Genomic DNA, 21,385 nt, shown 5'->3' on the forward strand with positions numbered 1-21,385 from the left:
TATATGCAGGCGTTGTACATGTTTTGGAAAACCTCCCTCGCGATCACCAATACCGTTCTTATTATGAGTCGCTCTACCAAGAGCTCACACTAGCTATCGTAAAATTGCAAAAGCAAGATGGAGCTTGGCCTATGTCATTGCTCGCAGGAGAAAAATATGCTGAGCCAGAAACCAGTGGCACAGCCTTTTTCACGTATGGAGTTATCTGGGGCATTAATAACGGCTTATTAAACAAAAAACGTATTTACCTAACGTCAAAAAAGGATGGCAAGTGCTCTCTGCGGCTGTACATCCTGATGGTAAATTCGGCTGGGTACAGGGAGTAAATGAAAAGCCTGATGTAGTAACAAAAGATGACTCACAGCTATTTGGCGTTGGCGCTTTTTTGCTGGCTGGAAGCGCTATGTATGACTTTTTAAATGAACAATAGTGTCTATTTATCTTTGGTGTAAAAACAGGAACTCAATGTGAAAAACAATATAAAATGTTCAGTACGACTCTTAACAGCTTGCGGCGCGTTAATGTTTGCAGGTCAGGGCCTCGCAGCAGACTGCAGCAGTAAACCAGCGAATCCAAACGGCAAAACTTCTAAGCTACAAAACGCCTTACAACAAGCTACCAATACTGGCAAACCACTAAGATTGACTGGTACCTACTATATTGGTAGCGATAAAGATGCATCAGATGGGAAAACCATTCTCAAAGGTATAACTGTAACATTGCGGAAAGACTTAATAGTAGATGCCACGGGCGCTCGTTTTATCGCAAAGGCTGATTTAGATGGTGACTTGTTTAGCTTCGACACAAAGAATAATGACAACGTTTGTGGGAACAAAGGTCAACTTGCTGATTTTACATGGAAAGGCGGTGATTTCGATATGTCCCGCGCGAAAGTATCTACTGTTGTACCTATCACACGCTTAACTCCTGCGGGGAGAGAAGGTAAAGACAAAACTGCTGATGCACTTTCTATCCGAGGTGTCGTAAATACAACTAACTATCACAAACTAAACGAACTTGTTATCGAATACATTAACTTTTACGGCACGCGTGATAATAGTGCCCCTTTCTATGAAGCGGGTGGGGACAGCGGTATTTTAATGACAGGCGCACTTAAAGCGACGATAAGGTATAACAATTTTTATGGGGTTCGCGACGCTGCAGTTTACTTATCTGCGGGCGGGGATAACGGACAGTTTGGCGACCACTTTACCATTCATGACAATTATGTGGAACGAGCATTTGATGGTTTTACGTCGAAAAGAGGCGCTGACAACATAGTTATGCGTGACAATGTGCTGAAAGATGTCGTAGTTGGACTCAGTACAAAAAGCGTTTATCCAGGCTGGCAAGCTACAAACGTGAAAATTATAGATAACACTATCTATAACGCCATGCGCGCAATCAGCCTTGAAACCACGAATAGAATTAAAGTTGAAGACAACGAAATAAACAAACTGGGAGATGTGGTGGCAGGCCAAACTTCAACCAGCAAGGCTAATTTCAATGCTTATGGTGACGCTTTTGAAGGCATCTCACTAAATGGCGTTCAAGGAACAAACACTATAAAAAATAATAAAATTAGAGGCGTTACCAATAGTCCGAGAGAAGGCTCCACTACTACGTGGGGTATTGTTCATCGCAGCTATGAAGGCCGAGATACTAAAAATATCAATAAAACTAACAATACATTTTCAAGCTTAGACAAATGGAGCAAGTACCTCTAACCGTTTTGCTCTATTGAGGTATCGAAGGCACAGTGTTTTTACTGCTGACCTTCGGTACATTCCTTCAACGCCTACATAGACAAGCTTGATCGCCCAGATTAATCAGCCAACTACTTCAATATCCTGTTTTAAGTCGCACAACACACTGAGTAAAGTAAATCGAATTGCGTTACGACTCCCTCAAATTAAGTACCGAACACTAGCGTAATGTATGAAAGCACAAATCATTTTGATGTCTATTTTTTATACTTTTAATGCGAGATAATTCTCACTCGGAAAGACGGTGAACTTTGCTTGTAGATAAGCATTGAAATGAGGATAAGAAAATGAAAGATGATGTATCTCTCGAAAAAGTAATGGGTACTATAAAAAATTGGACTGAGGAGAAGACAAACACTCCTACACCTTCGCTGTTAGTCTCATTGGACGATGGGTCATTCCATGTTGGATATTATGCCGGAATGGGCAATTCTGATAGCTCTCCTTTAAGCAAATTTATGCCACATTATCAAGCTACCGTAGAAAAACTTTACCAGCAGGGTCGGTTGGTTGAAACAGGACGAGCATTCACTCTTTACCCTGGCAGCCACCGATTTAAATCGCTTGTATTAGAAAACTAGCTCTTCAACTTACACGCAGTATTTTAGCTTTGCTTAGCTAAATTAGTCATAACACAAGACTAACGGCAGCCTTGTCCTCACGCGACGCCAAGACCGTATTAGTTATTAAGACCAATGCTTTTTTTAGAGCGTCACTGTCGTCTAAAATTTGTGATGTGTTTTGTGGAGCTTGGCTTTTTAAGCAAAGCGAAAGTTGGTCATAGAAGTTACGGGGTAAAGCTAAACGGGCAAAACTTCCTGCATTTCTTGCTCTATAGAAATCTATAACGAGGTTTGTCGCATTAAGCCCACTACTACTCTCTATACTCTTGAAACTTGAAGCGCAATGGCAAAGGTCAACGATCTCTTTTACCGTATTTGACGAGAGCTGCTCTACCAAATCTGAAGGCCACTCATCTAAATATCTACCGTTCACTACTTGCTGTAAATGCTGGTCGGTGAAATCCAAATAATTTTTTGACGACAAAATACTGGTGTCCCAAGTGGCTTGCCGACTTCTATGGAGAAAGCGCCACTCCTTTTCGTAAGTCGAAAACCATTTTGAGAAATTTTTAACCTCACGAACGATGACTGTCTCTACTAGTGAATACCCCTCTGTATTAATCGTCACAATTGAATAGCCTGGCTGGTAAGCAGCCAAAGATGGCACCTGAACGTTTGTTAAACCGTGCTTTGAAGATTGGCTTACATCAAATAGATGCATGTGTCCGCCAAGGTGTAGTTTCAAACCTGTTGCCGCTAGCACAGCTGTAGTATCTTCACTTGGTTGACGTGACATTTGCAGTGAATTTTCGCCAAGTAGTTCAGCAATGCTATGTGTTTGTTGGTCTGAGAATTCAGCCATGGGAAAATGGCTAAAACTGACTAATTTTTTGTTCTGCTTTTTAGCGCGCACAACAACATCTTTAATCCAATCCAACAGTTTCGGCTTGTACTTTACTAGCGCATTGTAGCCAGCATTGCTCGAACCATAAAACTGTTTGTCCTTCAAGCTACCTTTCGGCCTGTAAACATTGGCATCTATCGCCAAAAGCCAAAGGCCTTCCACTGGCTCTACCAAATAGCTCATATCAGGCATGTCCACACAAAATTTTTCTGTATCGCACCATTGCCAGTGGCGCTCATCTAAATCCACTGTATTAAATGGCGTTTCGAACAACTTGTCTGCAGACGAAGGTAAGAAACCATATTCAGATAGTGATTGTGCAATCTCTTTATACCCCCACTCTTTCAGTAGTTCTGAGCAAAAATCACTTTTCCCAGACATACAATCTTGATGTGATGGGCTCATAACACTGATTTCTGCACCTTCACGATTTATAAAGTCGCGCTTACCACCTGGTTGCGTGAAAGGCCTGACTGGGTCGTGGTTTCCGTTGATAGCGAAAAAACGTAGTCCGTACTTATGTCGGTATTCGTTTAGTATTTCCTTTAATGCAAGGATATTTACTGGCTGACCGTCGTCTGTAAAATCTCCCGGTAACGCTACTAACTTGATATTTCTCTCTACCACATCATCAAGCGCTTCTTTAAACACCATAATATTTTCATTAAACAGTCGAGTAGAACCTAATTGAGCCCGCATGCTTCTCAGTAATATTGGAGCATGACTTACAGGGTCTTTTGGCAATGCATTTTTGGGAAGCTTTGCTGCAGCGGCTTCAGGTGCGTGAAGATGGATATCTGCTATGAAGGCTATTTTTACCTGCGTAATTTCACTTTGGGCTAAGGCATTAGTAGAGATAAGTGCAAAAAAATAACAAATAACTAGCAACCCGCTAGACATTACATTGAACGCGCTAACGTTAAAAACTAGTATCTCTTTCGTTCTCTTTTCATTTTTACCCACAACGCAGTCCTGTTCAGCAAGTCACTAATAGTAATAACTGCGCTTCGCACTCAGTGGGGACAGTGGTTCACAAAATCTATTTCAAGCGTTTTGTTGTATGACACTTTTGTGAAGTTTATCTCTTCGCAAAAATTTCCTGTCCCCTTTTTCAAACAACTCCGCTCTACCCTTCAAAATAGTCTTTGAATGTGTACCTATGCGTTATTTCTTACTTTCTTTAACTCTGGTTCTTAGCGCTATATCTTGCGCGAAATCACTAGACCAGTATCAAATTATTGGTTCGCACAATAGCTACAAAAAGTCGCTACCACCAGAGGCAGAGCAGTTCTTAGCAGGTACATCACCTGACCTTTTAAAGAAGATTTCTTATAGTCATCCTTCTCTTCAAGAACAGTTAAATTTGGGAATTCGTCAAATTGAAATTGATGTAGTTAACGATCCGCATGGGCATCAATACAACACACCAGAAATAGAAACGCTTTCCAATAGCAATTGGTTTACAAAGAGCGAACGTCAAATTTTGGCAGAACCTGGGTTCAAGGTTCTACATATTCCACACGTCGATGTAATGACGCATTGTTCGACCTTGCAGCTTTGCGCGAAACAACTTTTAGAGTGGTCAGAAGCGAACCCTAATCATTTCCCCATTACCGTTCTTTTAAATGCAAAAGAGTCTCAGCCAACGTTTGTTAATAAGGCGGCGCCCGCCATTTTTTCTATTTCAGATTATGAACACTTAGATAACGAAATTGCGCGTTTATTTGGAAGCAAGTTAGTTACGCCAGATCTCGTTCGAGATCGTTACAACACGTTAAGAGCAGCAATAACAAAGAATGGCTGGCCAAGTATTGATGCACTTCGCGGTAAATTCTTATTTTTATTCGATGCTAATGAAGCTCAAAAAGAGATATATCTCCAACAGAGTTCAACGCTTCAAAATAGAAGCATGTTTATCTCTGTTCCGAAAAACTCCGACGCTGCCGCAATATTCATTCGAAATGATCCAGTTAAACATCAGCAAGAAATTCAAATGCTAGTCAAAGATGGTTTCCTAGTGAGAACCCGCGCAGATGCTGATTTATCGGCTACGACAGAAAGTTTGCGAGAGCAAAGAGATGCTGCTTTTGCCAGTGGGGCTCAGTTCATCTCTAGCGACTTCTATAACCAGTCTCCGCAATCCACTAATCGCAGTTATTCAGTTTCTTTCGAGAATAACTGCTTGAAAAGATTTAACGCTGTTACACATCAAAATTTAATCAAATAAAAGGTAAACCCATGAATATTAATTTTAAAAAAACACTCTTGGCTACAGCTGTGCTATCAGCCACCTGCATGACGCAATTTACTGCTCAAGCACAGCAGACTGAAGATGAAATGATAGAACAAATTGTAGTGAGTGGTTTTCGTGGCTCGCTGATAAAAGCTAAAGATTTAAAAAAGGACGCCCTAGGTTCACAAGATTCAATTCTTGCTGAAGATATCGCTGACTTCCCGAGCCTCAATCTAGCGGAATCTATTCAGAGAATACCGGGCGTAACCATAACTCGTGAAGCTGGTGAAGGTAGGCAGATATCTCTGCGAGGTCTAAACGCAGATTTTACTCAAGTGCAATTAAACGGCATGGAAGCACTGGGTACATCTTCATCTGCAATGGACAGTAGAGGTACAACTAACCTATCTCGCTCTTTCGATTTTAACATTTTTGCATCCGAGCTATTTAACCAAATTGACGTTCAGAAGAGCTATTCTGCAGAAATGGATGAAGGCGGCATAGGCGGCACCGTTAAACTCTATACCGCAAAGCCATTTGATTATGATGGGTTCAAAAGTGTAGTCAGTGCGCAAGCAGGCGATAATTCCTTAACCGACGATATAGGCCCGAGAGTCGCAGCCTTAGTTTCAAACACGTGGGGTGATTTCGGTGCTCTTGTCTCACTAGCACTTAGTAAGCGTGATACGGCTGAACAAGGTTATAACACCTATCGTTGGCGACCTCGCAACGCCCAAGGCTCAGACATATCTTCACTATCACCAGCAGATCAAGATGCTGTAAATAGCGGCAACCTGCGTTTCTCAAGAGGTAGTAGATACTCCCAATTTAATAGTGAACAAACTAGGGTTGGCGCTACATTAGCGCTCCAATACAGACCGTCTGATGCATTTTCACTTGGTCTTGATGCATTATACGGCACACTTGATAACGATCGCGGAGAGTTTCATTTACAAAGTAGAGGTTCTAGTTCTACCGCACTTGGCTGCACAGGTGCAGACTATCAAGGGGCACGCAATTTTTGCTCTGCCTTGACTGAAATAGAATATAACCAAAACAACGAAGTTATATATTCGTCGTGGGAAAATACCGCTCTGCACTCAGAAAGTCGCGACCAAGAAGCAACAACAGACATTTCACAGTTGGTGTTGAACGCACAGTGGCGTGTAACGGATGCATTTACGGTTTCAGGCTTACTCGGGCATATGGAAAGTGAGTACGAAAGTAATAGTGCAAAAGTCTACTTAGAATCTTTCGCGGATATGACCATAGACTACAGAGAAGACCGCTTTTATGGTAGCAATACCTACATCAACGGATTTGATCCAACAGATATCAATGAGTACCGTTATCACGAGATAGACCTTCAGGAGGATGAAGTAGAAAATAGCTTTGATATCGCTAAGCTTGATGCGGATTACTTGCTGTCTGATAACGCGTCTTTGAAATTTGGTGGCTCCTTTAAGAAGTTCGAACACAGCAACAACAGAGAACAAGTCGGCAATGCACTAAGAAGTGAATGGCAAAGCGGCGAAGTAAGCGATGTGATTAACCCTGAATTTGTTTATATAAACTCAATTCACAAAAAACAAGATTGGCTAAGTACGGACGTTGGGGCTGTGCTAAACGAATTCAATGTTGACCGCGACATAGAATATAGCGATGCGCCTAATGAAGTCATAGAAGAGACCATGGCGCTATACGCGACATATGAATATGACTTTCTACTGCCTGATTCTGAGCTGAGAGCTAGTTTTGGTATACGATATTTTGATACCGATATTCAATCTAGTGGCATAGTGAATGGTAGTGAATACGTCACTGTAGAGAGGGACTATGATGGACTGTTGCCCACGCTAAATGTTGCATGGTATGCCACTGAGAGCCTTGTGCTAAGAGCGAGCGCAGGGAAAAACGTAACGCGACCTACATTGGGAAGCTTATCTGTATCAGGTACGGTAAATACTGACCCATTATTTGGTTCAAGTGGTTTGAGTATCAATGCGGGTAATCCTGGCCTTCAGCCTTTTGAAACAATCAATATGGAGGCAGCTGTTGAGTACTACTTTGATGAAGTCGGTTATGCCTCTATCACTTACTTCCAAAAAGAAATAGATAATTTTATCGCCACTAATGTTTCTCCAATAGCCTATGGTGATACAGGGTATCCGCTTTCGTTAATCGAAGGCATGGTAGACGAAAATGGAAATGCGCAAACACCAGATACACTGTACACATTTTCACAGCCTCAAAATCTAGCAGAAAGCGACTTTTCAGGCTGGGAAATAGCGTTCCAGCGTGATTTCGATTTTCTGCCAGCACCGTTCGATAATCTTGGCGCTATTGTTAACTATACATATTCTGATGGCGAATCTTTACACAACATTTTAGTCGACGGTGAAAGCGTTGAGGTTTACCGCCCCTTTTATGGATTGTCTGAGAATATCTACAATGCAACGATGTATTACGAGACCGATAATTGGGGAGTGCGCGTTTCGGCAGCCTATCGTGATGACTACTTAACGCAGGTTGAAACGTCGAGCAGCGATCAAGATGAGGCCGGCTTTCACGGTACCACTTACTGGGATTTCTCTGCATTTTATAATGTAAATGATAACCTCAAGGTAACACTAGAAGGTATCAATCTTTCTGATGAGCGCGAAGAGCAATACAGCGATTCGGATGACCGTTTGTACAACACAACGGTAAGCGGAAGAACCTTTTACATAGGTCTAACTTACTCAATGTAAATGGATGTGCTCGAAGGGCCTATTAAAATAAGCCCTTCGAGCTTTTAATAGCGATAAGTAATGGCAAGAGAGTAATTACGACCACTTACTGTAGTATTGTATGGTCGATAAGAAGAATCGGAGTACTGAATTTCTCGCTCATCAGTGAGATTAGTTGCTTCAACCCTTAGCTCTATACTGTCTGATATTTGATAAGCTATTACCGCGTCCATGTATAGCGTTGATAAAAATCCTGTCTCATTTTCATCAACTAAGGTTCCTCCATCTACTCTTGCAATATACTCATCGCGATAGGTGGCTGAGAGCCTTAAGCTCAAAGCGTATCCCTCAAGATAGGCGGTAAGGTTAGCCAATAGCGGAGAAAGATAAGGCGCAGTCTTTTTATCCAGGCGGTCACCAGTATTAGTGTTGTAGTACTGAACTTTTCCAAACGTATAACTGGCATTCGCTACTATGCCAAAGTGAAATACGTTAAGGCGCGACATATAGTCACCCAGTGACCACTCTAATTGCGCACTTCCTTCTACACCATATAAAAAATAAGTACCTTGGTTCGTCGGCGTTACAACATCTATGTAGACACTTTCAAAATCACTGGAGAATAATTCAGGATAATCGCTAGCTACGTCACTCAAGAGCAAGCGTTGACTCATGGAAGCTAAACTGTTTTTTATCCATTTACCAAATACATTAACCGAATATCTATCGGTTTCTCCCGGATAGGTTTCGAAGCTTAGATCGAGATTGTAAGCACTTATAGGCTTAAGCCTATCATTGGGGAGAATGAATATATTTTCGTCTTCGATAAGTTGAATATTTTGAGTCAAGGTATCTAATTCTGGGTGGCCTAACGTTCTGCTAATTCCAACTTTAACTACTCGCTCACCTTTTCGGTAGTTAAATTGTATTGAAGGGAGAAACGCAATGTTGCTTAAGTCATAGCGATTTTTAAAACTAGGCTGAAACACCGAAATAGAAGACGCATCGCGCTCTGCTCGGAGTCCCGCATCGAATGTCCAATCACTTCCTTCCACAGAGTATTGAGTAAACAAAGACGCTCGGTTTTCTTTTATTAGGTTGTCAATAACTCTATCTGGCGTATAAGACAGTAATAGTGAATCCACCGAAGACGGTTTGTTGTAAAAAGAATATACCTGCTCTGGTCTAAGAGCTAACCAATCCAAATGCTGATGACTATCAAAAACATAGGCTGCGCTATGAGGTACGGACTCTCGTGTAGATAACCAGCGTTCTTTTAGGATGTTTTGGATATCTGTGTATTTGGCCGTATTTTCAAACTGCACGAAGTCAAAACCCACCTCCCAGCTACTTCGGTGGCTTGTATTGACCTGTACTTGGCCTTTCACGTAAGTAAAATCAGACGTAGAAATAAACTGCTCAGAGTCGAGTTCGTTCATTTGCCACATATCCGGATGTGTCAATTCAGCGCTGTATTTTATGTTAGGGAAGTAATAATCGTCTCTGTAGTCGATAGAAACATCGCTTTCTCCTCTCATGTAAGCTCGAATACTTTGAGGCATTCTATAAGTAGCGTTTTGCACGCCTAGCACACCGCCAAATAAAAGATTATTCGACAGCCTATGCTCAAAATTTAGCACGGTTTGTTGAAACTGCGTTGATACATCCTGATGGCGGCTTTCTGTGCCGACTCGAGCATTTCGATAGTTCGCGTAAACGAGTTCGTTCCTTGAGTTAACCTCAGCATCAGTTAAAAAAGTTTTGCCCTCGATAATTGGCGTAGACTGAAAACCCCGTGGGTAGAGATGATTCTCTTGTCTTTGGCTATCGAGTCGGCCGTAGATCCAGTCGATAGTGAAGTAACTAGAGTCCGTTTGGTACTCTATAGTCGCCCCGATACCTAGGCGGTCCATGTCTCCTCTCCACACAGAATAACGATTACCTCTGGGAACCCTAATTTCCTTATTCTGCCAAGCTTTAATTAGTTCTGGCTCTAAAGCAGAGACATTTGCCCCTTCAGGAGAAAGTTTCCTCCACCTGAAAGTATTTGCACCTTGCTCTTGATACGACCTTTGTCCGTAGGCTGCAGAAATCAACATACCCCAATGCTGATTGGTTGTAGACAAAGTAAACGAAGAACGGTTTGAAAGACCTGCAGCATATTGGTTGGTATCGACTTGATGAGAAACGTTCCATTGTAGGCCTGGTGAATCGAAAGGTTTTGCTGTGGTTAGTGCTGCAATACCAGCCACGCCGCCGCTTGGTTGCTCAGCAGTGTAGCTTTTAAAAACTTTAATTTGGCTAAAAAGTTCTGATGTAAACAAATTGAGGTCAAAAGAACGATCTCTATCTCTCTGTGTCCTGCTATCCATGGGAGAGTCATTGTTTGAAAGTACAGGCATTCCATTAATCGTAACCAAGGTAAAGTCGGGGTCTAAACCTCTAAGCACCACCTGACGCCCCTCACCTGCTTCCCTCGTAATGCTCATTCCTGGAATTTGTTGCATCGATTCTGCAAGATTTCTGTCGGGGTACCTTGAAATATCTTGAGCGACGATAACATCTGTGACCTGTTTATCGTTGCGCTTTTCTTGTCTAGACAGGTTTAGAGAGCCTCGAATTCCATTAACGCTTATTTCTTCGATAACGCTTTGGTCGATTATACTTTCAGCCCTTCGAATGACTACCCCACTATTCGTAATGCTAAAAGTTAATCCAGTTCCATCTAGCACCTTTTGTAGTGCAGTTTCGAGCGTAAACCTGCCAGAAATAGCGGGCGAAATTACTTCTTTAATCAGGGAGGGCGATGCGACATAACCAACACCGAACTTTTCTGCAATTAGCGCTAAGCTTTGGCTCAGTGATGTGGAAGTCAGCGTAATACTTTCTAGTCTTTCACGGTCAACGGCAGATGCATAAGTAAAAGAACCGATATCACAGACAAATAGTGACAAAAAAAATACTACTCTACATTTACACGAAACGTGTTTAAGCATAGTGAGCGACTACTTTATTTGTCTCACTATGTAATCTGAGCTCGTTCGTTCAACCGAGAACTCTTGCATTGAAGACAATAAATTTAGAGATTCACTAATATCGCGTAAACTAAACCGCCCTGAGATAATTACATCTGGGTCGCCAATGTATTTGAGGTGTCGCGACGAATAACGGTTTAATCTTGCTATCACCTCGTTTATAGGTGTGTCTTCAAGACTTAACCACCCCATCCTCCAACTTGGGAGCTGCTGTGGCGTAAATGCCGAGTTTGATGTAATAACACCGTTTTCGAGCTTAATTTCTTGACCTCTATTTAAGAGAATTTCGCGGTCGGCGCTAACTCTTACCGTACCGTCGTAAACTTTTACGATAGTCTGACCTTCTAGCCTATCAATGTCGAAAGCGGTCCCTACAACAGTGATTGTTGCTTCATCTAAATCGACAATAAACGGTCTTTGTGGCGCATGCGTCACGTCAAAATACGCCTGTCCTTTAGTGAGTTTAACCTCTCTCTTGTCAGCACTAAACGCTACGCTTATTTGACTATCACCACCTTGATAAACAATTGAGCCATCATTTAATACGTTGGACTTTTCTTCTGTTGTAGAAGTTGAAATAACAGTAAAAGTACTGGTTTCATAAGCAGTAAGGGCAGACAGTTGTTCCTCAGAGTTCGCCGTTAAATCGACATTACCCGAGGTAAAAAACACGACAACACATGCAATACAGGCCGCCGAAGCAATTGACCAATAATTAGCTATGCGACTGCGCGCCACCTTACCCTCTGCATTTTCATTTTCAGTTAGACCATTTTGTGTTAGTGGCGTTATATTCGTTGTGATTTTTGTCGATAAAGCGATTGACCGTGCAGCAAGCTCGGGCTGCCCCATTGCGGTAGCTATCTTGCGAAAAGCAGCCTTGTTTTCTTCTACAGCAAGCCAGTTTGCGAAATCACGCTGCTCTTGTTCGTTGAGTTCATCAATACGATCAAACCAGTCTGCTGCTTCCTCTAAAACTATTGATGTCATCTTATTGCGCCATTTACCCTGTACAGTAAAACCGAGAGGTAGAATTTCATCTTTAGTTGTCCTCTAGCCATCCAGCTTCTTCAAGTTTCACCGTGATTTCTACCATCGCTCTTGTTAAGTGCTTTTTGACCACCTCAACACTTACATCTAACCTTCTAGCGATGACATCCCGCGCCAAGCCGTCTACTCTTCGAAGCAGAAAAATTTCTCTTCTGAGAGGTGACATGTTCAAAAGTATACTGTCTACCAGCGCCAGTTTCTGTTGATTAAGATAAGTATTACTTGGCGAATAGTCGTCAGATTGAATACTTACTTCTTCAATATCGACGTACTGCGGAACATTTTTTTCTGAAAATCGTATAAAACTGTTTTCGACACCGTGATCATATAGGCGAGTGGAGAGTCTAATTCCGATAGATGCTTGCTTTTCTTCGTCCTTAACACTGTCTCTTGAAAGATATCGTCAGCTTGGCTTTTATCGACCGTTAAACTTCGAATAAATGCCTTTAGCGAAGCGAGCAAATCTTTTACGTCGCTATTTTCTAATTCATCCCAATGTAAATCTGCCGCTGGTTTCATTATTCGTTAATTTACTGAAATTCCATTGAATTATCGTATAACTTTTGTGTGACACTATGATTTCAGAAACCCCTAACCCCATTTAAAATCTAACTTTACGACTTAAATAGTAAATGAAATGAGGTGAAAAAATCACCTCACTGAGAATTAATAAATATCTAGATAAAACAAATCTTTAAGCAACATGTTTTCATCTTTTAGATACGAAGGGTTTCTATCACAAGTATTTTCTGTCCCGTCGACTATTCCTGCTAAAACCCTTCCACCGTCAGATCTACATACCGTTCTTTCATGTGGCCTAAGGTTCCTATTAATTGGATTTGTAGAACCAGGGAAAACACTGTTTTGTCCAACACTTGAAAGTGCTTGAACTCCCGGAGCCCATGTTTGACCAGGCCCTCTGGGATCTTTCCAATAATAGCAGTAGTTCCCAGTTCCAAATGCCCAACTGTCAAAAGATGCCCTACTGCGCTGATCGTGATAATTGCCGTGAGAATACTTTCCGACATAAACTACTGGGTGACTACCATCGGTTTCGATCTCTGAGACAGGTTTCGTGTATCTACCATTGTGCTGCCAGTAAGTAACGTGCTTTATTGAGCCATTTACAGTGTGCACTGTTACTGGCTCCCAATCATCTGCGTGACCACTGTCAAAAGTAGTACAACCATTTTGATTACCATAGTAAGCCCAGTAAGTGATAAGTGAATGACTATTGCCGTACACTAATTCTGAGTAGCTTTCCTCATAAACGGAAGGAGGTGACACCTGAAATGACGATTTGCTATTGCAATTACCAGAGTTAAGCCCTTGAGCGGGTTCTGTTGGCCAGCACTGTAAGTCGTTTCGTAGTTTAAAAACGGGCCTAAAATCCTGTGATTCTGAAGTATTAGCTAAAGATGAAAAAGATAAGCTAGCTATAATTAATGCAGCGATAGTCTTCATAGTTAATCCAATTAGGTTAAATTAAGTTCGTAGTTAATTTTAACTACAACTATGAAGACTAATTGTTTATCGAGATGGGGACGAAAATAGTATGTGAATATAGAATCTATCTAAATCGAATATGATCGCGGTTAAGGTCACTAATCTTTGAACAGCCCATTAACCGCATGTCGCGCTCTATTTCTGCAACCATTAATTGCATCGCTCTCTCTACACCTTTTTGGCCTGCAGCGGCTAAAGCAAATAGATAATAACGTCCTAAGCCAACAGCCTTTGCTCCAAGTGCTAATGCTTTTAAAACGTGCGTGCCTCGCTGAGCGCCACTATCAAATATGACATCTATTTCGTCGCCGACTGCGTCAACAATTTCAGCTAGGTGATCAAATGAACTTCTTGACCCGTCTAGCTGACGACCACCGTGATTAGAAATAACTATTCCTGTACAACCTATATCCACAGCGCGCTTTGCATCTTCAACACTCATTATTCCCTTCAAGCAAAACTGACCATCCCAGAACTTGACCATCTCTTCAACATCTTTCCAATTCATCGAAGGGTCTAACATATTAGTGAAATAGTCACCTATTGAGCTAGCACCGCCTCCCATGTTGATGTGTGCATCCAACTGAGGAAGAGAGAATTTCTCGTGGGTAACATAGTTGATCCCCCACATCGGTCGTGTTGCAAATTGCCATAAGCCTTTGAGGTTGAGTCGAAACGGAATAGCAAAACCTGTTCGCAAATCGCGCTCTCTGTTACCACCAGTGATAGAATCGACTGTTAGCATCATAACTTCGATATTAGATTCTTTAGCTCTTTCCATCATAGCCCTGTTCAGGCCACGATCTTTATGAAAATAGAACTGATAAACCTGGGGCGTATCATATTTTTTAGCGATTTCTTCCATACTCACTGTACCAAGGGAAGAAACACCAAACATCGTTCCAAATTTTTCCGCTGCTCCTGCGGTCGCGCGCTCACCTTGGTGATGAAACAGGCGCTGCAGTGCCGTAGGGGATAAATAGACTGGAAGCGCAAGCTTCTGTCCCATCACCTCAACACTTAAATCAATGTCTTTTACACCGGTCAGAACGTTTGGAATAAGATCGCAACTCTGAAAGGATTCAGAGTTGCGACGCATAGTTACCTCGTCGTCAGCTCCCCCGTCGATATAATTGAATATAGGACCAGGCAACCTTTTTTGCGCTAACTTTCTAAAATCATGATAGTTATGACAGTTACTCAATAACATTTGCGTTTTCTTATTCCGATAGTTTGACAATAGCTACTTATATTATTCTTATTCTTCTTTATTCTTCTTCAATCGCTTTTTTGTAGAGTACAGGTAGAAAGCGGCTACCAAATCGTTACTTACACGATACCTGAGCCAGTGGCATTAGGGTCGCGCGGACGCTCTTTATCCAGTTTTTTCTCTGTAATCGACAGAGCGATAAGCACCGATAGGATTAATCGCCGCAGACTGACGATAGCGCGCCATGGCCAAGATTGGCGTAACATCAACGTTAAATGCTTTCTTAAGCTCTAATGAGGCCATCATCGCATCATTGTCTTCTTGATAACCATACAGCGTTTCTCTGTCTACTAGCAGCGCCTTGATGTATGAACGCTGCACTTCGATAGCAGAAATAATCAAGCTTTCGATAGGATCAGTAACGTTATGTGATTGGTCCAACATATAAGATGGATTGAACTCTGCCTGTTGACGATATTCAGCATCAACTAATTCATTGAAAATAAGGAACTGTTGATATGGGTGTAGTGAACCACTGTCTAGATCGTCATCGCCATACTTACTATCGTTGAAATGGAAACCGCCAAGCTTCTTAAACTGAATTAGACGCGAGACAATCATCTCAATGTTTGTATTCGGTGCATGGTGGCCTAGGTCAACAAGTGATTTACACTTCGGACCTAAGTGCATAGCAGCAAGAATATTCGAGCCCCAGTCTTGAATTACTGTTGAGTAAAATGCAGGTTCGAACATTTTGTGTTCAATATGCATTTCCCAGTCATCTGGAAGCCCTGCATAGATTTTCTCCATGCTAGACAAGTAACGTTCAAACGCATGTTGGAAATGCTGCTGACCTGGGTGGTTTGAACCATCACCTACCCAAACGGTAAGGCTCTTTGCATCTAGCGCTTTACCGTACTCGATACAGTCTAGATTGTGCTGAATGGCCAACTCGCGAGATGCTTCTTGCGTATTGCTCAAGCTACCGTATTTGTAAGATGCCGTTTGGCCCTTCTGATCTTGAAAAGTATTTGAGTTAACGGAAACCCACTTAATTCCGTATTCATCAGACGCTTGTTTCAATTCGCTGAAGTCATCTACCTTGTCCCACGGAAAGTGCGGCGACACACTATCGGTACAACCAGAAAGCTCATTAATCACCGCGCAGTCTTCGAGTTTCTCAAAAATGTTGCGGGGTTCACCCTGTAATGGAAAACGGGCAAACCTTGTACCGCCTGTACCAGTCCCCCACGAAGGAACAGCAATTTGAAAGTCTTCAGCAGCCTTGGTGAATTTCTCGATATCAATACCATCACGTGCTAGCTTCTCAGCAAGTGCGTCATAGTCAGTTTTAAGGTTGCTATATAGCTCTTCGTTTTTTTCGCTTATTAAAGCTGAATCTATTCTACGTAACATAATATACTCCTAGCGTAGGAAGGCTTCGTGCAAACCGCCGTCTACACTAATAATTTGGCCTGTGGTTTTATTAAGCTGACCAGATACAAGAAGGTAAGCTGCCTCTGCTTGATCTTCAGGCGTGATTGGTGACTTAGTAAGTGTTCTCTGCGCATAGAACTCAGCCAAGCGTGTACGAAGTTCCTCAGTAGAGTCTGACTCTTGGAACGGAATATCATACTTTGTTAGCGAAGATATAACGCGGTCACGTGGGAACATGCTACTACCCTGCACAACAGTCGCAGGTGCCAGCGCGTTAACATTTACAAGCGGTGCTAGTGTTACAGCAAGCTCTCGTACCAAGTGGTTTGCTGCAGACTTACTTGTATCGTAAGCAAGTGAACCTTTCTTCGATACAGCTCCATTAACACTTGTAGTTAAAACCATATTCCCTTTCATTTGCTGCTTTTCCCAAATTTTTTGGGCTTCAGAAGCAACGACATAACCACCTTTCACGTTTACGTTAAAGCTTAATTCAAACACTTGATCATTCTTCGCCAAATCTGCGCCTTCTGCAATGAAAACACCAGCGGTAACAATAACTTTGTCGATACCTCCGTAGGCAAGAGTAACGTTAGCAAACAACTCTTCTACAGTATCGCGCTTTGTGATATCCACTTCTAAAGCAATCGCTGGCCCGCAAGAAGAAATACCTGTTCCAGCTACTCCGATACCTTTACCATATAGAGCCTCAAGCTCTTCTGCTGTGGCTTTAGCATTTTCTAAACGCAAATCAGCACAAACAACATGCGCGCCCTCTTTCGCTACGCGGTGAGCTGTAGCTTTGCCGATACCATCGCCTGCGCCAATTACTACAACTACATCTCTTGCTAAAGGGGCTTCTTTAGGCATTCTTTGTAATTTGGCTTCTTCTAAAGCCCAATATTCAATATCAAATGCTTCTTGTGCTGGTAATGCCGTATACTCTGATATAGCCTCAGCGCCTCTCATAACTTCGATTGCGCAGTTATAAAATTCAGCAGTAACTCTCGATTCGCTTTTGTTTTTGCCCCATGCAATCATTCCAACGCCAGGAATAAGAACAACTGTAGGACTTGGATCCCTCATTGCTGGAGAACCTTCTCGCTTACATGCTTCGTAATAGGCCGTATAGTCTTCTCTATATTTCTCAAGAGAGTATTCAAACTTTTCAACCAATGTTTCTAGATCGTCTGTTTCAGGATTAAAGTCTACAAACAATGGTTTAATCTTTGTGCGAAGGAAGTGGTCGGGACAAGATGTGCCTAAATCAGCGAGTCGAGAAGCATCTACACTATTTACGAAACGTAGTGTTGCTTCATCGTTTTGCAATGTGCCGATATATTTAACCTTATTCGAAAGCTTGCCTCGAGCAATTGGCATGAACTCTACGAGAAGCTTCTTCGAATCCTCAGCAGATAGCGGCGCATACTTTTGACCACCAAATGTTTGCTCGCCTTTATCATGCTCTTCAATATAACGAGCAGCCGTTTCAATAACCCACAGTGACGTTTCATAACAGCTTTTACTCTCTGAAGACCAGTTTGTGTGACCATGTTGTCCCAGCAAGATTCCCCAGATATCTGGATTCGCTTTGTAGCTATCCTCACAAACTTTAGCGGCTTCCCATCCCGGTCTCATCCATGGCACGTATGCCAGTTTTCCACCCCAAATCACTTCCGTAAGGGCTTCTTGGTCTTTACAAGAGGCAACCGATATAACTGCATTTGGGTGTAAGTGATCGACATGCTTTTCGTCAATCATAGAGTGCAAAGGCGTATCGATTGAAGACGCTCTCGGATTCAAGCAAAAGTTGCAGTGCTTGAACATACCAACCATGCGATCTTCACCCGCAGACTTATAACCTTTATCAGGATATTGCTGATAAACGGTATCTAAAGCTTTTAGTTTGTCTTCATAAAGTGAAGAAAAGTTTTCTTTTGTCGAAGTTCGTAAATCACCGCCAGAGCCTTTAACCCACAATACTTCTACTTGCTCACCTGTTAACGGGTCTTCCTCAAATAGCTTTGCAGATGTATTGCCGCCGCCAGTATTTGTAATCCTTTGGTCTTCTCCTAGCTTATTGGAACGATAGACTAGGTTTTCTACTGGAGAAAGCTTATCTGCTTCTTCATCCTTCCAAAGATACTTTACATGCTTGTAATCATCGGGTTTAAAAGCCATTACAGTGTCCTAAAATTAACAGTTAGTTATGTATCACAAATGTGAACATCGATTAATACGTCCACAATACACGCCACTTCCAATCCTTGTCAATCATTTTCAATCACAAATGATTGATATTTGATTGGTAGTGTCATGAAGTGTGTACTAAATTGATTAATTCTTTTAGTTTTGAGCGCCTTTGATTGACCTATGCCATTCTTTTACATACGCATTCAGACCAAAGAAATAAGAAGGCTCAACGGTTTCTAGGTCAAGCTCGTGTGCTTGTTCACCGTATTTAATAAGTGCAGCCGCTCCTAGTACAGTACCGGTATTGTCTGAAGATGCGAATACGGTTTGGTTTGGTCTCAATTGAGCAACAAGACGACAGAGTAAAGGATTCTTTAAAAAAGCCCCTTCAATGTAAATCGGCCCTTCAGCGTTTAAATCACTCAGACGCTGATTGATCATTAGTGCGCAGTAAAGAGTAGCAATAGCCTGCGGAGAGCTTGGTTTTTCTGGACATAGCAAGCGAGGTTTAATACCCGGAAACGGCCCATTACCTTCACTAAAATCCGGAGTAACAAGCCAAAAATTACTCAGAGCATCTTGAATTGCGCTCTCGGTCGGATTCATCTTTATATTACCGCCCAAAGTTGAACATATTCTTTCGTACTCTCTCCCTCCCATGAATCTTGCACAGGAAACTGGGTTACCATTAATGTCAACATTGGCAAGCGTATCTGTTTTATTGTGAAGAGAGCTTACAGCCCCACCAGACTGCATTAAGATAGTCCAAGTTCCAGTAGATATGACGGTGAACTCATCATCTTGTTCGCCGCTATTCAGGTATCGTAAAAAGCTCGCATTACTATCATGAATACCACAGTAAATCTTGCACGATGTCGGTAGAGCGGTCTGTTTAGAAACATCATCGGTCACGTTTCCGATGCAATCCCATGCTTTCTTCAAAGGAGGAAACAAGTTAGACCACCCTTTCTTATTTGCAAGAGAAGAGTATTCACCCTCTATAGGCTTCCATAAGTCTGTGTGACAACCCAATGACGTTACTTCAGAGCTTAGCTCAGCACCTAGCCTCCATGCCCAATACTGCGGATACAATAAAATTGTATCCGCATTCGAAAACGGCTCTGGATACTTCCTTTGTAACCAATATAATTGCTTGGCTAGGTTTAAACCTGCTGGAAGATAAGGCGAGTAAGTTTCTTTGAAAACTGGGCGTTCTGCCTTGTATAGCTCAGCGCATTCATCGATACCTTGATATTCATAATCTAAGATGGGAAGCGTGAGCGCTCTTGATTTATCTGTAACATTGCTATCAATAAGCGCAGCAGTTGCCCCATGGGTAGTCACAACGAACCCTTCGACATTTTTAGTGTGGGTGCATGACTTTAGCGTCTCGACAATCCAGTCCCATATGTTGTCGACATCTGCTTGAGGGTATTGGCCCGCTATAGGGGCGTTTTTGCAACTGAAACTCGCTACCTGCTCATGATTTGACACAAACAATAGTTTTATATGAGTTTTACCAATATCTAAAACAGCTTTCACTCTAACGCTAACTCCAGTTTTCTGAGATGACGGAGATACCGACTAAATAGCAACACCAACAAAAGCTATGGCGTATTCATTCAAACTTTTAAGTAGTTATTCGGTATCCCTAATTGTTAACGCTATGTATACCAAATCGTGATTGCAATTGAAAGCTTTTGATTAATAACTATTGATTGACGATAGTTGAGTGCATCCCATCAAAAGATATTAGAATTAAGGGGGGACTTATTGAACGGGCTAGTGAATAGAGGTTTCAAGTTGTAGGAAACCTCTAATAAGTAGCGTTTTACATAAGTGGTGACGGAAACTAACGCCCGCTTACCAAACTATTAGTTCAGGGATTAAAAATGATAGTTACGCAGCAGCGAGGGTTTCCACATCAACGACGATTACTTCAATACCGTAGCTTTTGATCTCATCAAGCTGTGCTTTGTCCGCGCGATTATCCGTAATCACTATGTCAACCGCATCTAAATCGCAGAAAACCAGATTGCTCTGTAAACCAATTTTACTGCTGTCAGCTAATACAACTAACTTGTCAGCTTGCTTACGCAATTTCTTTTCCGCCAAGATTAAGAGAGGGTCAGATTCCATTACGCCATACTTGCTAATTCCTGGCGTGCCCATGAACATCATAGTCCCACGGTAGTTCTGAGTCGTATCATTTTCAAACGAGCTCAATATTATACTTTGTTTTCGGTAAACCTCGCCGCCAGGTAACGTCACCTGATTTTGGCTGTTTTCCACTAAGTCTTGGGCAAGAACAAACGAGTTGGTGAGTACATTGAGTCGCTTATCTCTTAAAAATTCTGCCATCATAAATGTCGAACTACCGCCATTTATAATGATCGATTCACCGTCATTGCAAAGTTCGCATGCGGTTTTAGCGATAGCGCGTTTTATGTCTGCGTTTTTCTCTTTATCGATTAGAAAAGCGTTTCCAGAAAGATAGAAGTTTGAAGTGGAGCCACTATCTATTACTTGTGCGCCGCCGCGAATTTTTTTAATCTTTTTCTGCGCAGATAGTTTCTTTAAGTCTCGTCTGATAGTTGCTTCTGATGCTCCAAGTTGACTACACAACTCAGGTACACTTGCAAATGTTGACTCTTCCAATATCTCTAGAATTAACTGCTGTCGCTGCTTTTCAAGCATTACTTTTCTGTCCTATTTAGCGTTATAGATATTAATATAGGGACCCAAGTAACCAAAATCAA

15 protein-coding genes and 1 pseudogene are annotated in these 21,385 nt (G+C 41.9%); 5 read left to right on the forward strand and 11 right to left on the reverse strand.

Annotated elements, in window-relative coordinates:
- The first annotated feature begins 23 nt into the window (after positions 1-23).
- The 3 genes and pseudogenes from EYR97_RS13005 to EYR97_RS13015 all read left to right on the forward strand — a co-directional run bounded on the left by EYR97_RS13005 (position 24) and on the right by EYR97_RS13015 (position 2,347).
- Positions 24-430, forward strand: a pseudogene (locus tag EYR97_RS13005) (glycoside hydrolase family 88 protein).
- Between the two features lie 91 nt (positions 431-521).
- Complete coding sequence (locus tag EYR97_RS13010; protein ID WP_131094845.1) at positions 522-1,727, forward strand: right-handed parallel beta-helix repeat-containing protein; 1,206 nt, start codon at positions 522-524, stop codon at positions 1,725-1,727.
- 326 nt (positions 1,728-2,053) lie between these two features.
- Complete coding sequence (locus EYR97_RS13015) at positions 2,054-2,347, forward strand: hypothetical protein (RefSeq protein ID WP_131094846.1); 294 nt, start codon at positions 2,054-2,056, stop codon at positions 2,345-2,347.
- A 46-nt stretch (positions 2,348-2,393) separates the two neighbouring features.
- On the opposite strand, the gene EYR97_RS13020 is transcribed toward EYR97_RS13015, so the two are convergent.
- Positions 2,394-4,196, reverse strand: a complete 1,803-nt coding sequence (locus EYR97_RS13020; protein WP_131094847.1) for a metallophosphoesterase — start codon at positions 4,194-4,196, stop codon at positions 2,394-2,396.
- Positions 4,197-4,392: 196 nt separating this feature from the next.
- Here EYR97_RS13020 and EYR97_RS13025 point away from each other — a divergent pair, with 196 nt between their 5' ends.
- Both EYR97_RS13025 and EYR97_RS13030 read left to right on the forward strand, forming a co-directional pair.
- Positions 4,393-5,460 (forward strand): Ca2+-dependent phosphoinositide-specific phospholipase C, encoded by a 1,068-nt coding sequence (locus EYR97_RS13025; protein WP_131094848.1) that lies wholly within the window; start codon positions 4,393-4,395, stop codon positions 5,458-5,460.
- Between the two features lie 11 nt (positions 5,461-5,471).
- The gene (locus tag EYR97_RS13030; protein ID WP_131094849.1) at positions 5,472-8,216 is read left to right on the forward strand and encodes a TonB-dependent receptor; all 2,745 of its coding nucleotides are present in this window, start codon (positions 5,472-5,474) and stop codon (positions 8,214-8,216) included.
- A gap of 44 nt (positions 8,217-8,260) precedes the next feature.
- Here EYR97_RS13030 and EYR97_RS13035 read toward each other — a convergent pair whose 3' ends face one another.
- The 10 genes from EYR97_RS13035 to EYR97_RS13080 form a co-directional block, all read right to left on the reverse strand.
- Positions 8,261-11,149 (reverse strand): TonB-dependent receptor, encoded by a 2,889-nt coding sequence (locus EYR97_RS13035; protein ID WP_165478077.1) that lies wholly within the window; start codon positions 11,147-11,149, stop codon positions 8,261-8,263.
- Positions 11,150-11,200: 51 nt separating this feature from the next.
- The gene (locus EYR97_RS13040) at positions 11,201-12,220 is read right to left on the reverse strand and encodes a FecR domain-containing protein (RefSeq protein WP_131094851.1); all 1,020 of its coding nucleotides are present in this window, start codon (positions 12,218-12,220) and stop codon (positions 11,201-11,203) included.
- Between the two features lie 52 nt (positions 12,221-12,272).
- Positions 12,273-12,635 carry a sigma factor-like helix-turn-helix DNA-binding protein gene (locus EYR97_RS22615; RefSeq protein WP_307722616.1) on the reverse strand — a complete coding sequence of 121 codons (363 nt, stop codon included), beginning with the start codon at positions 12,633-12,635 and terminating at the stop codon, positions 12,273-12,275.
- On the reverse strand, positions 12,530-12,799 hold the full coding sequence (locus EYR97_RS13050; RefSeq protein ID WP_131094853.1) for an RNA polymerase sigma factor: 270 nt from the start codon (positions 12,797-12,799) through the stop codon (positions 12,530-12,532). Before EYR97_RS13050 ends, EYR97_RS22615 begins: the two co-directional genes overlap by 106 nt.
- 147 nt (positions 12,800-12,946) lie before the next feature.
- Positions 12,947-13,744, reverse strand: a complete 798-nt coding sequence (locus EYR97_RS13055) for a hypothetical protein (RefSeq protein WP_131094854.1) — start codon at positions 13,742-13,744, stop codon at positions 12,947-12,949.
- Positions 13,745-13,850: 106 nt separating this feature from the next.
- Complete coding sequence (locus EYR97_RS13060; RefSeq protein WP_131094855.1) at positions 13,851-14,996, reverse strand: alpha-hydroxy acid oxidase; 1,146 nt, start codon at positions 14,994-14,996, stop codon at positions 13,851-13,853.
- A 165-nt stretch (positions 14,997-15,161) separates the two neighbouring features.
- A complete protein-coding gene (locus tag EYR97_RS13065; protein WP_131094856.1) occupies positions 15,162-16,412 on the reverse strand; it encodes a TIM barrel protein in 1,251 nt (416 codons plus the stop codon).
- A gap of 9 nt (positions 16,413-16,421) precedes the next feature.
- Entirely contained in the window at positions 16,422-18,614 is a 2,193-nt protein-coding gene (locus EYR97_RS13070) for a bifunctional rhamnulose-1-phosphate aldolase/short-chain dehydrogenase (RefSeq protein ID WP_131094857.1), read from the reverse strand.
- Positions 18,615-18,779: 165 nt separating this feature from the next.
- Positions 18,780-20,168 carry an FGGY-family carbohydrate kinase gene (locus tag EYR97_RS13075; protein ID WP_131094858.1) on the reverse strand — a complete coding sequence of 463 codons (1,389 nt, stop codon included), beginning with the start codon at positions 20,166-20,168 and terminating at the stop codon, positions 18,780-18,782.
- A 357-nt stretch (positions 20,169-20,525) separates the two neighbouring features.
- Positions 20,526-21,323: a DeoR/GlpR family DNA-binding transcription regulator gene (locus tag EYR97_RS13080; protein ID WP_131094859.1), complete on the reverse strand. Its 798-nt coding sequence runs from the start codon at positions 21,321-21,323 to the stop codon at positions 20,526-20,528.
- Between the last annotated feature and the right edge of the window lie 62 nt (positions 21,324-21,385).

This window comes from Alteromonas sp. KUL42 (assembly GCF_006538325.1).
In the GTDB taxonomy this organism is placed as follows: Bacteria; Pseudomonadota; Gammaproteobacteria; order Enterobacterales; family Alteromonadaceae; genus Alteromonas.